This window comes from Aeromonas sp. SG16, assembly GCF_024436135.1.
In the GTDB taxonomy this organism is placed as follows: domain Bacteria; phylum Pseudomonadota; class Gammaproteobacteria; order Enterobacterales; family Aeromonadaceae; genus Aeromonas; species Aeromonas jandaei.
The window spans coordinates 64,863-79,108 of the sequence record NZ_JANFNW010000005.1; the positions used below are offsets into that span (position 1 = coordinate 64,863).

At 58.4% G+C, this 14,246-nt stretch carries 11 protein-coding genes; 6 read left to right on the plus strand and 5 right to left on the minus strand.

Features of this window, described 5'->3' with window-relative positions; all coding sequences use genetic code 11:
- The first annotated feature begins 73 nt into the window (after window positions 1–73).
- Together NOM67_RS13520 and NOM67_RS13525 are read left to right on the plus strand one after the other, a co-directional pair.
- A complete protein-coding gene (locus NOM67_RS13520; protein ID WP_255937891.1) occupies window positions 74–1,984 on the plus strand; it encodes a methyl-accepting chemotaxis protein in 1,911 nt (636 codons plus the stop codon).
- Window positions 1,985–2,111: 127 nt separating this feature from the next.
- Window positions 2,112–2,273, plus strand: coding sequence for a hypothetical protein (locus NOM67_RS13525; protein ID WP_255938209.1), 162 nt, complete (start codon window positions 2,112–2,114; stop codon window positions 2,271–2,273).
- Between the two features lie 73 nt (window positions 2,274–2,346).
- Here the strand turns inward: NOM67_RS13525 and lpdA are convergent, their stop codons facing one another.
- The 5 genes from lpdA to ampD form a co-directional block, all read right to left on the minus strand.
- Window positions 2,347–3,774, minus strand: a complete 1,428-nt coding sequence (lpdA, locus tag NOM67_RS13530) for a dihydrolipoyl dehydrogenase (RefSeq protein WP_033115370.1) — start codon at window positions 3,772–3,774, stop codon at window positions 2,347–2,349.
- Between the two features lie 164 nt (window positions 3,775–3,938).
- Window positions 3,939–5,822, minus strand: a complete 1,884-nt coding sequence (gene aceF / locus NOM67_RS13535; protein ID WP_255937898.1) for a pyruvate dehydrogenase complex dihydrolipoyllysine-residue acetyltransferase — start codon at window positions 5,820–5,822, stop codon at window positions 3,939–3,941.
- A gap of 119 nt (window positions 5,823–5,941) precedes the next feature.
- The gene (aceE, locus tag NOM67_RS13540; protein WP_041210670.1) at window positions 5,942–8,602 is read right to left on the minus strand and encodes a pyruvate dehydrogenase (acetyl-transferring), homodimeric type; all 2,661 of its coding nucleotides are present in this window, start codon (window positions 8,600–8,602) and stop codon (window positions 5,942–5,944) included.
- A gap of 79 nt (window positions 8,603–8,681) precedes the next feature.
- Complete coding sequence (gene pdhR / locus NOM67_RS13545; protein WP_139394041.1) at window positions 8,682–9,446, minus strand: pyruvate dehydrogenase complex transcriptional repressor PdhR; 765 nt, start codon at window positions 9,444–9,446, stop codon at window positions 8,682–8,684.
- Window positions 9,447–9,724: 278 nt separating this feature from the next.
- Window positions 9,725–10,294, minus strand: coding sequence for a 1,6-anhydro-N-acetylmuramyl-L-alanine amidase AmpD (gene ampD, locus NOM67_RS13550; RefSeq protein ID WP_255937904.1), 570 nt, complete (start codon window positions 10,292–10,294; stop codon window positions 9,725–9,727).
- A 124-nt stretch (window positions 10,295–10,418) separates the two neighbouring features.
- Here ampD and NOM67_RS13555 point away from each other — a divergent pair, with 124 nt between their 5' ends.
- The 4 genes from NOM67_RS13555 to tapB all read left to right on the plus strand — a co-directional run bounded on the left by NOM67_RS13555 (window position 10,419) and on the right by tapB (window position 14,202).
- Entirely contained in the window at window positions 10,419–10,889 is a 471-nt protein-coding gene (locus NOM67_RS13555) for a TIGR02281 family clan AA aspartic protease (protein WP_255937906.1), read from the plus strand.
- A 3-nt stretch (window positions 10,890–10,892) separates the two neighbouring features.
- Complete coding sequence (gene nadC, locus NOM67_RS13560) at window positions 10,893–11,750, plus strand: carboxylating nicotinate-nucleotide diphosphorylase (RefSeq protein WP_255937908.1); 858 nt, start codon at window positions 10,893–10,895, stop codon at window positions 11,748–11,750.
- 322 nt (window positions 11,751–12,072) lie between these two features.
- Window positions 12,073–12,489, plus strand: a complete 417-nt coding sequence (locus tag NOM67_RS13565) for a prepilin-type N-terminal cleavage/methylation domain-containing protein (protein ID WP_255937910.1) — start codon at window positions 12,073–12,075, stop codon at window positions 12,487–12,489.
- 6 nt (window positions 12,490–12,495) lie between these two features.
- Window positions 12,496–14,202: a PilB family type IVa pilus assembly ATPase TapB gene (gene tapB / locus NOM67_RS13570; RefSeq protein WP_033115377.1), complete on the plus strand. Its 1,707-nt coding sequence runs from the start codon at window positions 12,496–12,498 to the stop codon at window positions 14,200–14,202.
- Window positions 14,203–14,246: the final 44 nt, after the last annotated feature.

The window sequence follows — 14,246 nt, forward strand, 5'->3', positions numbered from 1 at the left end:
TCGAAAGGCTCATGGGCGCCCCCTCTCTGCCGCTAATATGAGAGTCGTCAATCTCTATCTTTCGGGCACTTATATGCTGGCAACCCTGACCCTCAAACAGAAAATTCTGGCCACCGTCACCCTGGCCGTCGTTATCTCCTGCCTGCTGGTGGGCTACTTCAGCCAGCGCGCAGCTCAGCAACTGATCGAAAAGCGGATGTTCGAGCAGGAGCTGCCCAACCTGACCCAGCGCATCAGCAAGGAGATCGAGCAGGATCTCAACGGTATCGCCCGTGCGGCGCAACAGCTGGCCACCGACCGCTTTATTCTCGACTGGGTGGATCGGGGCATGCCCAAGGAGCAAGAACCACTGCTCATCAACCAGCTCAAGGATGTGGCCAACCAGTACGGGCTGGTCACCGCCTCTTTTGCCGACCGCCAGACCGCGGCCTACTACAACCAGGATGGCTTTCTGCGCAACCTCACTCCGGCTCAGGATGCCTGGTTCTATGACTACACCAAGAGCCAGAAGGAGATGACTCTCAGCATCTTCCGCGAGAGCACCGGCGAGATGAAGCTGTTCGTCAACTTCCAGCAGCTCAATGGTCGCGGACTGGCCGGCTTTGCCAAATCCCTCGACGCCATGGTTGCCATGGTGTCCAACTTCCGGCTGGAAGATAGCGGTATCGTCTTTATGGTCGATGGCAGCGGCAAGGTGAAATTGCACCCCGATGCCAGCCGGATAGAGCGTGACAACTTGAGCCAGCTGGCAGGCAGCGACAGTGGCAGCCTGCTGGCCAAGCGCCCCTTTGCCGTGATCAGCGCCGAAGTGAATGGCGAGCCCATGGTGCTGGCCAGCAGCTATATCCCGCTGCTCGACTGGTATCTGGTCGTCCAGGTGCCGGAAGCGGAGATCTACGCCGAGCTGGATCAGAACCGCAACCAGATCCTGATGATCTCGCTGGTCATCGCCCTCGCCATGGGGGCCATGGGTATGCTGCTGGCGGGCTCTGTCAGCCGCCCGCTCAACGAACTGGCACGTCTGTTCAAGGAGCTGGGCAGCGGTGATGGCGATCTGACCCAGCGCCTCAAGGTGGAGGGCCGTGACGAGCTGAGCCAGGTTGCGACCGGCTTCAACAACTTCGTCGCCAAGATCCACGGCTCCATCGAGCAGGTGGCCAGCAACTCCCGCCAGCTGGCCACCACGGCCAACGAGGTGGCCAGCAAGGCCCAGCTGACCCAGCACAACTGTACCGCCCAGCGCGACCGCACCGTACAGGTGGCTACCGCCATCCACGAGATGGGGGCCACCGTGGGCGAGATTGCCGGCAACGCCTCACTGGCGGCGGATGTCGCCAAGCAGGCCAATGATCAGGCGGATGCCGGGGCCCACGTCGTGGCACAGGCCCGCCACGGCATCGTCGGCCTCTCCGGGGAGATCGAGCAGGTCGCCGGTGTTATCGAGTCGCTGGCCAGCCAGACCGACTCTATCGGAAGCATCCTCGAGACCATCCGCAGTATCTCGGAGCAGACCAACCTGCTGGCGCTCAACGCAGCCATCGAAGCGGCTCGCGCCGGCGAACAGGGCCGCGGCTTCGCCGTGGTGGCCGACGAGGTGCGCAACCTCGCCAACCGCTCCGCCGCCTCTACCGCCGAGATCCAGGAGATGATCAACCGGCTGCAGGATCAGAGCGCCCGCGCCGTCAGCGCCATGGCTCAGGGCCGCAACCAGAGTCTGGAAGTGGTGGCACAGGCCGATGAAGCCAACGCCGCGCTCGGCCATATCACCGCCCATATCACCCAGATCAACGACATGAACATCCAGGTCGCCACCGCTACCGAGGAGCAGTCGAGCGTGGTCGGCGAGATCAACCGCAACGTGGAAGATATCAACCAGCTCACCATGGAGACGGCCGATATCGCCCACCAGCTCACCGAATCGAGCCGCAGCCTGCAGCAGCTCTCTGCCCAGCTGGATAAACTGGTTGGCAACTTCCGGCTATAAACGGGGCCATCAGGCACGATAAAAAGGGCGCTACGGCGCCCTTTCTCATCTGCGTGCCATGCCGTGACGCACAGCCTTCGCTGCCTCTACGCAGCCATAGAGCAATGAGCCAACAGCGGGAGGCATGATGGGCAAACAGATAGTCGTGGGGTTCTGCAGCAGCGGGCCGATGCGAGTGCATGGCGCCGATGTGAGTGTGGACGATACCCGGATCCGGGTGACGGATGGCAGCAGCGGTGGCAGTGGCACTTTCTGCCCACCGGGACAGGCCAAGAAGGGAGGCTGCTAATTCCCTTTGCCCTGTGCAACCAAAAACAAAAAGCCGCTCGATTGAGCGGCTTTTTCATGAAGCGGACAGAAGATTACTTTTTCTTCTTGGCCTTGGCGTTCGGCAGGTCGGTGATGGAGCCTTCGAACACTTCGGCTGCCAGACCCACTGACTCGTGCAGAGTCGGGTGAGCGTGGATGGTCAGTGCGATGTCTTCGGCGTCGGCACCCATCTCGATGGCCAGACCGATTTCACCCAGCAGTTCACCACCGTTGGTACCGACGATGGCACCACCGATGACGCGGCCGCTCTCCTTGTCGAAGATCAGCTTGGTCATGCCGTCGGAGCAGTCGGACGCGATGGCGCGACCGGAAGCAGCCCACGGGAAAGTGGCAACTTCGAAGTTCAGGCCCTGTTGCTTGGCTTCCTTCTCGGTCAGACCAACCCATGCCATCTCCGGCTCGGTGTAGGCGATGGACGGGATCACTTTCGGGTCGAAGTAGTGCTTCTTGCCGGCGATGACTTCGGCGGCAACGTGACCTTCGTGCACACCTTTGTGCGCCAGCATCGGCTGACCAACGATGTCGCCGATGGCGTGGATGTGGGCCACGTTGGTACGCAGCTGCTTGTCCACCTCGATGAAACCGCGCTCGTTGACGGCAACGCCAGCCTTCTCGGCATCCAGCATCTTGCCGTTCGGCACACGGCCTACGGCAACCAGCACGTTGTCGTAACGAACCGGCTCGGCCGGGGCGTGCTTGCCTTCGTAGGAGACGTACAGGCCGTCTTCACGAGCTTCAACTGCGGTGACCTTGGTCTCCAGCATGATGTTGAACTTCTTGGCCACGCGCTTGGTGTAGATCTTGACGATATCTTTGTCGGCAGCCGGAACCAGCTGGTCGGCAAATTCCACCACGTCGATCTCGGAACCCAGAGAGGAGTAAACGGTACCCATCTCCAGACCGATGATGCCGCCACCGATAACCAGCAGTTTGCCAGGAACGGTTTTCAGCTCCAGCGCATCGGTAGAGTCCCATACGCGGGGGTCGTCGTGCGGAATGAACGGCAGCTTCACCGGACGGGAACCGGCCGCGATGATGGCGTTGTCGAAGGTCACGGTGGTCTTGCCATCAGCGCCTTCAACTTCGATGGTGTTCGGGCCGGTGAACTTGCCAAAGCCGTTCACAACCTGAACTTTACGCATCTTGGCCATGCCAGCCAGACCACCGGTCAGCTGGTTGATAACCTTCTCTTTCCACAGACGGATCTTGTCGATGTCGGTCTGCGGTGCACCGAAGACGATGCCGTGCTCGGCCAGCGCCTTGGCTTCTTCAATCACTTTGGCTACGTGCAGCAGGGCCTTGGAGGGAATGCAACCCACGTTCAGGCAGACGCCACCCAGGGTGGAGTAACGCTCGACGATAATGGTATCCAGACCCAAATCGGCCGCACGGAAAGCAGCGGAATAACCGGCAGGGCCAGCACCCAGTACTACGACCTGGGTTTTGATTTCTTTACTCATCATGACCTCTTTGTCGTTCTTGTATCCCCGGACAGCGCAGTCTTATGCCTTCTTTTCCTTGCAAAACAAGAGGCCGCTGCAGCCGTGAAAAAAACGGGGCAAGTTTACGATCATGTTAATGAAATGAGAAGTAAAAAGGGCAGGCTCTGGGCCCGCCCTCTCACTTACAGGACCAGTCGACGAATGTCGGACAGCACGCCATTCATGGTGGTGATGAAGCGAGCTCCATCGGCACCATCGATCACGCGGTGGTCGTAGCTCAGAGCCAGCGGCAGCATCAGGCGCGGAGCGAACTCTTTGCCGTTCCACTTCGGCTTCATCTCGGACTTGGAGACACCGAGGATGGCCACTTCCGGCGCGTTGACGATCGGGGTAAAGCTGGTACCGCCGATGCCACCCAGGCTGGAGATGGTGAAGCAACCGCCCTGCATGTCGGAAGCGGTCAGCTTGCCGGCACGGGCCTTCTTGGAGATCTCGGCCAGATCGCGAGACAGTTCCATGATGCCCTTCTTGTTAACATCACGAACCACAGGCACAACCAGACCGTTGGGGGTATCCACCGCCACACCGATGTGGATGTACTTCTTCATGATCAGCTTGCTGCCATCTTCGGACAAGGAACTGCAGAAGCGCGGGTGAGCTTCCAGCGCCTTGGCGGCGGCTTTCAGGATGAACACCAGCGGGGTGATCTTCACGTCAGCCTTCTGCTTCTCGAGCATCGCGTTCTGCTCTTTGCGGAACGCTTCCAGCTCGGTGGTATCGGCTTCGTCGAACTGGGTGACATGAGGGATCATGACCCAGTTGCGGTGCAGGTTCGGACCGGAGATCTTCTGGATGCGGGTCAGCTCGACCTCTTCCACATCACCGAACTTGCTGAAGTCTACTTTCGGCCACGGCAGTACGCCCAGACCGTTGCCACCGGCTACGCCGGCAGAGGCAGGAGCGGACTCGGCACGCTTGATGGCATCCTTCACGTAGGCTTGTACGTCTTCTTTGACGATACGGCCCTTGCGACCGGAGGCTTTCACCTTGGCCAGGTTGACGCCGAACTCGCGCGCCAGACGGCGTACCGCCGGAGAGGCGTGTACGTAAGCGTCGTTGGCAACGAAATCGGAAGAGGCAGCAGCCTGAGCAACCGGAGCCGGAGCAGCAGCAACGGGTGCAGCAGCGACCGGAGCGGCAGCTTGAGCAACCGGCGCGGCGGCAGGCGCAGCGCCAACCACTTCGAATACCATGATCAGGGAACCGGTGGAGACCTTGTCACCCGCCTTCACCTTGATCTCTTTGACCACACCGGCGAACGGCGCAGGCACTTCCATGGAGGCCTTGTCACCTTCCACGGCGATCAGGGACTGGTCGGCTTCAACCTTGTCACCCACGGCAACCATGATCTCGGTGACTTCGACTTCGTCGCCACCGATATCCGGTACGTTGACGTCTTTCGCGCCAGCAGCAACCGGGGCGGCGGCAGGAGCGGCAGCCTGAGCCGGTGCAGCAGCAACGGCAGGAGCAGCGCCAGCCACTTCAAATACCATCACCAAAGAGCCGGTAGAAACCTTGGCGCCAGCGGCAACCTTGATCTCGACCACGCGACCGGCGAACGGCGCAGGCACTTCCATGGAGGCCTTGTCACCTTCCACGGCAATGATGGACTGGTCGGCTTCAACCATGTCGCCCACGGCAACCATGATCTCGGTGACTTCAACTTCGTCACCACCGATGTCCGGTACGTTGACATCTTTGCGAGCGGCAGCGACCGGTGCGGCAGCCGGAGCAGCAGCAACAGGAGCGGCCACTTCTGCAGGAGCAGCTGCGCCTTCGGCTTCGAAGATCATGATCTGAGAACCGGTGGCAACCTTGTCGCCCACCTTGATCAGGATCTCTTTGACGATACCGGCAGACGGAGCCGGTACTTCCATGGAGGCCTTGTCGCCTTCTACCGCGATGATGGACTGGTCCAGCTCGACCTTGTCACCCACGGCCACCATGATCTCGGTGACTTCAACTTCATCGGCGCCGATATCCGGCACCATAATCTGTTTGGACATTGTGCTTTATCCTCTTGCGTCGATCCGCGTGACTGGCTGATGCCGCCACGCACATCTCGCGTTAACCGTTTTAAAACCTGGCAGGGTCGCGCCGCATGTTGGCGCGACCCTTGATCCACTTACGCGTACAGCGGGTTGATCTTGTCGGCATCGATGCCGTACTTGGCGATGGCATCGGCCACAACCTGCTTGTCGATCTCGCCGCGCTTGGCCAGCTCGGTCAGGGCAGCAACCACCACGTAGAACTCGTTCACTTCGAAGTGACGACGCAGGTTGGCGCGGCTGTCGGAACGGCCGTAACCGTCGGTACCCAGCACGCGGTAGTTCTCGGTCGGAACGAAGGCGCGGACCTGATCGGCGAAGGACTTCATGTAGTCGGTCGCAGCGATGGTGGCTTCGGAACCCAGTACCTGAGCGATGTACGGTACGCGAGCTTCGGCGGTTGGGTGCAGCATGTTCCAGCGATCCGCGTCCTGACCATCACGAGCCAGCTCGTTGAAGGAGGTGACGCTGAACACGTCGGAGCCCACGCCATATTCGCTTGCCAGGATCTGGGCAGCAGTGCGCACGTGACCCAGGATGGAACCGCAACCCAGCAGTTGCACTTTCGCCTTGGCACCGGCGACGGATTCCAGCTTGTAGATACCCTTGCGGATGCCTTCCTCGGCGCCTTCCGGCATGGCCGGCATGGCGTAGTTCTCGTTCAGGGTGGTGATGTAGTAGAACACGTTCTCCGGGTTCTCACCGTACATGCGGCGCAGGCCGTCCTGTACGATCACCGCCACTTCATAGGCGTAGGACGGGTCGTAGGAGATGCAGTTCGGGATGGTGCCAGCCAGGATGTGGCTATGACCATCTTCGTGCTGCAGACCTTCGCCGTTCAGGGTAGTACGACCGGAGGTTGCACCCAGCAGGAAGCCACGGGCTTGCTGGTCACCGGCTGCCCACGCCATGTCGCCGATCCGCTGGAAGCCGAACATGGAGTAGTAGATGTAGAACGGGATCATCGGGCAGTCGTTGGTGCTGTAAGAAGTAGCAGCAGCCAGCCAGGAGGACATGGCGCCCAGCTCGTTGATACCGTCTTGCAGAACCTGACCCTGCTTGTCTTCCTTGTAGTAGGAGACGATGTCGCGGTCTTGCGGGGTGTACTGCTGACCGTGCGGGCTGTAGATACCGATCTGGCGGAACAGACCTTCCATACCGAAGGTACGGGCTTCGTCAGCCAGAATCGGAACAATGCGCTTGCCGATAGACTTGTCTTTCAGCATCACGTTCAGGGAACGCACGAACGCCATGGTGGTGGAGATTTCGCGCGCCTGTTCACCCAGCAGCGGAGCGAAGGCATCCAGCGCCGGGATTTCCAGCTTGTCGGTGCTCTCGCGCAGACGGGTCGGCAGGTAGCCTTTCAGGGCCGCACGACGAGCGTGCAGGTATTTGTGCTCTTCGCTGCCCGCTTCGATCTTCAGGTAAGGCAGGTCAGCCAGCTGCTCGTCGGCCACCGGCAGGTTGAAGCGGTCACGCAGGTGACGCACGGAGTCCAGCTCCATCTTCTTGACCTGGTGAGCGATGTTCTTGCCTTCGGCCGCTTCGCCCATGCCGTAACCCTTGATGGTCTTGGCCAGGATAACAGTCGGTTTGCCCTTGGTCTGGGTCGCTTTGTTGAATGCAGCGAACAGTTTGCGAGGATCGTGACCACCGCGGTTCAGAGCGAAGATCTCCTCGTCGGTCATGTCTTTGACCAGCGCGGCAGTTTCCGGGTAACGGTTGAAGAAGTTCTCGCGGATGTAGGCACCGTCGCGGGACTTCATGGTCTGGTAGTCACCGTCCACAGTCTCGTTCATCAGCTGGATCAGCTTGCCAGAGGTATCCTTGCGCAGCAGCTCATCCCACTTGCGACCCCAGATAACCTTGGTAACGTCCCAGCCGGCGCCGGCGAACAGGCCTTCCAGCTCGTTGATAACCTTGCCGTTACCAACAACCGGGCCATCCAGACGCTGCAGGTTGCAGTTGACCACGAACACCAGGTTGTCGAGCTTTTCACGCACGGCAACAGTCAGGGCACCCTTGGCTTCCGGCTCGTCCATCTCGCCGTCACCCAGGAAGGCGTAAACGGTCTGCTCGGAGCAATCCTTGATGCCACGGTCGGTCAGGTACTTCAGGAAGCGAGCCTGATAGATGGCAGCGATGGGGCCCAGACCCATGGATACGGTCGGGAACTGCCAGAAGTCCGGCATCAGTTTCGGGTGCGGGTAGGAAGGGATACCCTTGCCATCCACTTCCTGACGGAAGTTGTCCAGCTGCTCTTCGGTCAGACGACCTTCGGCGAAGGCACGGGCATAGATACCCGGGGAGATGTGACCCTGGAAGTAAACCAGGTCACCACCATCCTTCTCGTTGCGAGCACGGAAGAAGTGGTTGAAGCAGACATCATAGATGGTCGCAGAAGAAGCGAAGGAAGACATGTGACCGCCCAGGTCCAGGTCTTTCTTGGAGGCGCGCAGCACGATCATCATGGCGTTCCAGCGGATGATGGCACGAATGCGGCGCTCCATCTCCAGGTCGCCCGGGTAGTCCGGCTCTTCGCTGGACGGAATGGTGTTGATGTAATCGCGGTTTGCCTTGGCAGCCACGTCCACACCGCTTGCGCGGGCTTTCTCGGCCAACTGTTCAAGGATGAACTGAGCGCGTTGGGGACCCTCTTCACGCAGCAGGGATTCCAGAGAGGCAAGCCACTCCAGCGTTTCTATCGGGTCCACATCGTTCTTCAGGATATCAGACATGGCTGGTTCCTATTTTGTTGTGATTGCACGGCATTGCACGGCGAAGGGCGCAAGCATTCGACAATAAAGCCTTGTGGGATTAGTTTTCCTGCTGACGGATCCGACGCATGGATCGCTGGATCCGGCTGTCTTCCCTCTGCATATCCAACAAGGTGTCCTCGATAAAGGCCAGATGCTCATGACAAGCTGTTCTGGCCCGCTCCGGAGCCCCCGACAGGATGGCTTCGATCAGATTCGCACGATGGCGTCGGATCTTGGCTACCACTCCCGGGCGGCGATTCAAAATCTCGTTATTTCTCAGAATGTTCTGCTCAAGCATCGGGCTCATGGCCCGCAGCAGATGCAGTAGCACCACGTTGTGGGACGCCTCGGCCACCGCCAGATAGAACTGGGTAACGGCTGCCGATTCGGCCACCAGCGAACCTAACTGGCCCGCCTCTTCGATGGTGGTCTGCACCTGACGAATGCGCTCGAAATCAGCAGCGGTACCCCGCAACGCAGCATAGTAGGCGCAGATGCCTTCCAGTGCGTGGCGAAACTCCAGCAGGTCATACTGGGCTTCCGGGTGAGTGCTGAGCAGTTCGAACAGGGGATCGGCGATCCCCTTGCTCAGGGCATTCTGCACATAAGTGCCACCGCCCTGACGGCGATAGAGCAACCCGCGAGCTTCAAGTCGCTGGATGGCTTCGCGCAGCGAGGGGCGCGATACCTGAAACTGGATGGCGAGTTCGCGTTCGGGAGGCAATTTCTGCCCCGGCTGCAAACTTCCTTCCAGAATCATCTGTTCCAGCTCGGCGACAATGGAGTCGGCCAACTTGGGTTGCGTAATCTTGCGATAGGGCATGAGGCTACTTTGTTAAATTGGTATTACCAATTTCATGAATGGGGCGAAAATTAGCAGAGGCCTTGTCAAAAGTCCACTCAAAAGATGATCTGAATCAAGAATCACCACCACCCAATAAGAGGTAAAGCGGGGTAAACATGATTTGGCTCATAGAAATTGGTCTTACCAATATTCTTGAGCTGGCTCACAAATAACATTTGCGCAACCACAAACAAAAATGGCCTGCCATAGAGGCAAGCCATTGATTTTAAAACCCAAACTAAATTTGAATATTTACTTTAACTATTGAGCATCTCGCGGAAGCGTGACCACTGAAAACTCTCCCCCGGATCCGTTTTACGCCCTGGCGCGATATCGCAATGGCCGACAATTTTTTCCATGGTGACTGCCGGGTAACGGGCGGAGATGGCTCGGGTGAGCCCCGTCAGTGCGAAATATTGTGCATCTGTATAGGGGGTTTCGTCCGTCCCCTCCAGCTCGATGCCGATGGAGAAGTCATTGCACGCCTCCCTCCCCTGCCAACTCGATACCCCGGCGTGCCAGGCGCGCGCGCCAAACGGCACATACTGCACCAGCTCGCCATCGCGGCGGATCAGGCAGTGGGCCGAAACCCGCAGCTGATGGATACCGGCAAAATAGGGATGAGCCTCGGGGTCGAGCCGCCCCATAAAAAGGTCGTCGATAAAGGGGCCGCCAAACTCCCCCGGCGGCAGGCTGATGCCATGCACCACCAGCAGGGAGATATCGTCCGACGCGGCCCGTTCGTTGTGATGGGGAGAAGGCACCCGGCGAGCCTGCTGGCACCAGCCGGCATCATCGATGGAAAAAATGGGGTAAGAATGGGTCATCGGCTACTCGATACGGGTTGAACAGAAAAGCGCGATCCGGGCTGGCATCTTGCCACCAAGCCGCTGAATCTGTGGGAAATGGTGTGTTAGGCTGAGTCATCTTCCGCTCGCAATGGATTGGGATATGCAGCACACGGCACGCTGGATGTGGTTACTGGCCTGGCTCTCTCTGATGGGTCTGCTGACCCTCTATTTTCACTCCCGCAGCCAACCCAGCGTCACCGCCAGCGGCGAACTGTTGCTGCAAGCTGACCAGAGCGGCCACTATCGTCTGGAGGGTGCCATCAACGGCTACCCGGTGCAACTGCTGCTCGATACCGGCGCCACTCGTGTCACCATCCCGCAGCAGGTTGCCGAGCGGCTGGGTCTGACAGCCCGCGGCAGCAGCCAGGTCAACACGGCTGCGGGTCAGATCCGGGTCGGCAACGGCACCATCGAAACGCTGGCGATGGGGCCATTGACCTTGTACGATTTGGCCATCTTTATCAATCCGGCGGCAGAGGGCGACGAGGTGCTGGTTGGCATGAACGCCCTGGGCCGGCTGGAGCTGGTTCAAAAAGAGCGGCAACTGCTGCTCAGACCCTTGCAGGAATAAGGCATGTTTCAACAGGATGTCAGCCGCGCCGTACGCGCCGCACTACTCGAAGATCTGGGCGATGCCCTCACTACGCTCGACCAACCGGACGCCAGCGCCGATATCACGGCCCAGCTGATCCCTGCCGACCGGATGGCCAGCGCCCGGGTAATCACCCGTGAAGCCGGAGTATTCTGCGGCCAGCCATGGGTCGACGAGGTGTTCGTACAACTCGGCGGCGAGGTGAAGGTGGAGTGGAAGGTGCAGGATGGCGAGGTGATCTCTCCCAATCAGGAGCTGTTCCGCCTCCACGGCCCAGCCCGCTTGCTGCTGACCGGCGAGCGCAATGCGCTGAACTTCGTCCAGACCCTCTCCGGCGTTGCCACCCTCACCGCTCGCTATGTGGCTGAACTGGAGGAAACCGACTGCCGGCTACTCGACACCCGCAAGACTATCCCGGGGCTGCGCACTGCCCAGAAATACGCGGTAACCTGTGGCGGCGGCAAGAATCACCGCCTCGGTCTCTACGACGCCTATCTCATCAAAGAGAACCATATCCTTGCCTGTGGCGGCATCGCCGAAGCGATTAATGAGGCTCGTCATCTCAATCCGGGCAAACCGGTAGAGGTGGAGGTCGAATCGCTGGCCGAGCTGGAACAGGCGCTGGCAGCCAACGCCGATATCGTGATGCTGGACAATTTCGATGTGACCATGATGCGTGAAGCAGTTGCCATCAATCAGGGGCGAGCCAAGCTGGAAGTATCCGGTAATGTCACCCTCGATACCCTGGCCGAATTTGCCGCCACCGGCGTCGATTTTATCTCTGTGGGAGCCCTGACCAAGCATGTGCAGGCGCTCGATCTCTCGATGCGTTTTCTCTGACAGGAAGATGCACGCAATTCCTACGTGAACGGGAAGATAGATAACAGATCATGGACTTGCAAAAGGCGCCTCAGGCGCCTTTTCTTTATGGCAGGAACCCTCAGCATAAGGAGTGTGATGGCGGGCCCTTTACAACCGATAAAAAGAGTCGATAGAAACTGCTTGCTATATGATTTTCATCATGTTTTTAGCAAATGACAGAAAAGTGGTTAACAAAGGCAGCGATCTCTGTTGCCACCCTTGATAGCTCGGATAAGATACTGACGTGTGGATGATTTTCCATCGGCACTTCCCAGGAACCAAGGACAAAAGGATATTTGAAATGAAGAAACAATCAGGCTTTACCCTTATAGAACTGATGATCGTTGTGGCGATCGTCGCCATTCTGGCCGCGGTAGCACTGCCGGCGTATCAGACTTACACCCAAAAGGCAAAATTTACTGAAGTTGTCTCAGCTACCGGTGCCTTTAAAACAGCAATCGAAGTGTGCTATCAAACTGGTGGGGATATGTCAGTATGCGATCAGAATGGTAGTGGTGGTATACCATCTGCAGCAGGAGCCAGTGGTTTTGTCGGTAGCGTAACAGTTGGCGCAGGAGCTGCCAGCGCTGCACGAATTACAGCAACAGGAGTTGCGCCCGTTGCATTCACATATATGCTCGATGGAACAGGTGCAAACGGCCAAGTAGTATGGTCGGTTGTTAGTGGCTCAACCTGTATTGCTGCTGGTGTTTGCTAATTTAGCATGACCTCCTCTCCCAATAGCGGCCTGGCGTTAAGCCTGGCCGCTTCTTCACTGATCAGTGAAGAAGACTCCCAACGTTATCTGAGCCAGGCCAAGGCCCAGCGTAAGCCCTTTGTAACCTTCCTGATCGAGAACGAGATCCTTGAGAGCAAGGCTCTCGCCGATTTCTGCGAGCTGGAGTATGGGGTACCTCTGCTGGATCTTGCTGCCTTCGATTTGGCCGAGATCCCGCAGAAGTACCTCAATCAGAAGCTGATTGAGAAGCATCATGTGCTGCCTATCTACACTCAGGGGCATACCCTCTATATCGCCATGTCTGACCCGACCAATGTGTCGGCACTGGAAGACTTCGGCTTCAGCTTCGGCCTGCATACCGAGGCGCTGCTGGTCGAGGAGAACAAGCTCACAGCGGCAATAGGAAAATTGCTGGAGAGTGAGAACGATGCTCTCGGAATGGAGGATATCGATGAATCTGAAATTTCCGACCTCGAAGTATCCGATGAGAGCAGCAGGCTCGATGAGAGCGTCAATACCGCTGATGATGATGCTCCCATCGTCAAATACATCAACAAAATCATGATGGATGCCATCAAGCGCGGCGCCTCCGACTTGCACTTTGAACCCTACGAGCAGAAATATCGCATTCGCTTTCGTATCGACGGCATACTGCATGAAGTGGCAACCCCGCCAGTCAATCTGGCCAACCGTTTCTCTGCACGCCTCAAGGTCATGGCGCGGCTCGATATCGCCGAACGGCGGCTGCCGCAGGATGGTCGCATCAAACTAAAGCTGTCGCGTAACAAGTCGATGGATATGCGGGTCAACACCCTGCCAACCATGTGGGGAGAGAAGATCGTTATCCGTCTGCTCGACTCTTCGGCTGCCCGACTCAACATTGAACAGCTCGGTTTTGACGATCGCCAAAAGGCGCAATATCTGCGTGCACTCTCCAAGCCGCAGGGAATGATTCTGGTCACCGGCCCGACCGGTTCGGGTAAAACGGTCTCGCTCTATACCGGTCTCAATATTCTCAACACTACCGAGGTGAACATCTCCACCGCCGAAGATCCTGTGGAGATCAACTTGCCCGGAGTCAACCAAGTACAGGTCAACCCCAAGGCTGGGCTGACCTTTGCCAGCGCACTGCGATCCTTCTTGCGGCAAGACCCGGACGTGGTGATGGTGGGGGAGATCCGCGATCTCGAAACCGCCGAAATCGCCATCAAGGCCGCGCAGACTGGTCACCTGGTGCTCTCCACCTTGCACACCAACTCCGCCGCCGAAACCCTCACCCGGATGATGAACATGGGGGTGCCAGCCTTTAATATCGCCTCCTCGGTGACCCTGATCATGGCCCAGCGGCTGGCACGCAAACTGTGTGACCACTGCAAGGCGCCCGAAGTAGTGCCGGAAGCAGAATTACTGGAGCTGGGCTTTACTCAGCAGCAACTGGCGGCGGGGCTGCGACTGTTCAAACCGGTCGGCTGCAAGGAGTGCTCGGGCGGATACAAGGGGCGGGTCGGTATCTACGAGATCATGCTGATGTCGGAAAACATAGCAAAGCTGATCATGCAGGGCGCCAATTCACTACAGATCGCGGCGATAGCCCAGAAAGAGGGGATGCGTACCTTGCGTATGTCTGGATTGGAAAAGGCTCGCCTTGGCGTCACCAGTCTGGCAGAGGTCAACCGGGTGACGACAAATTGATTGCTCATCCTGATAGCAGGCATCAGAGTGCATAAACATGGGTA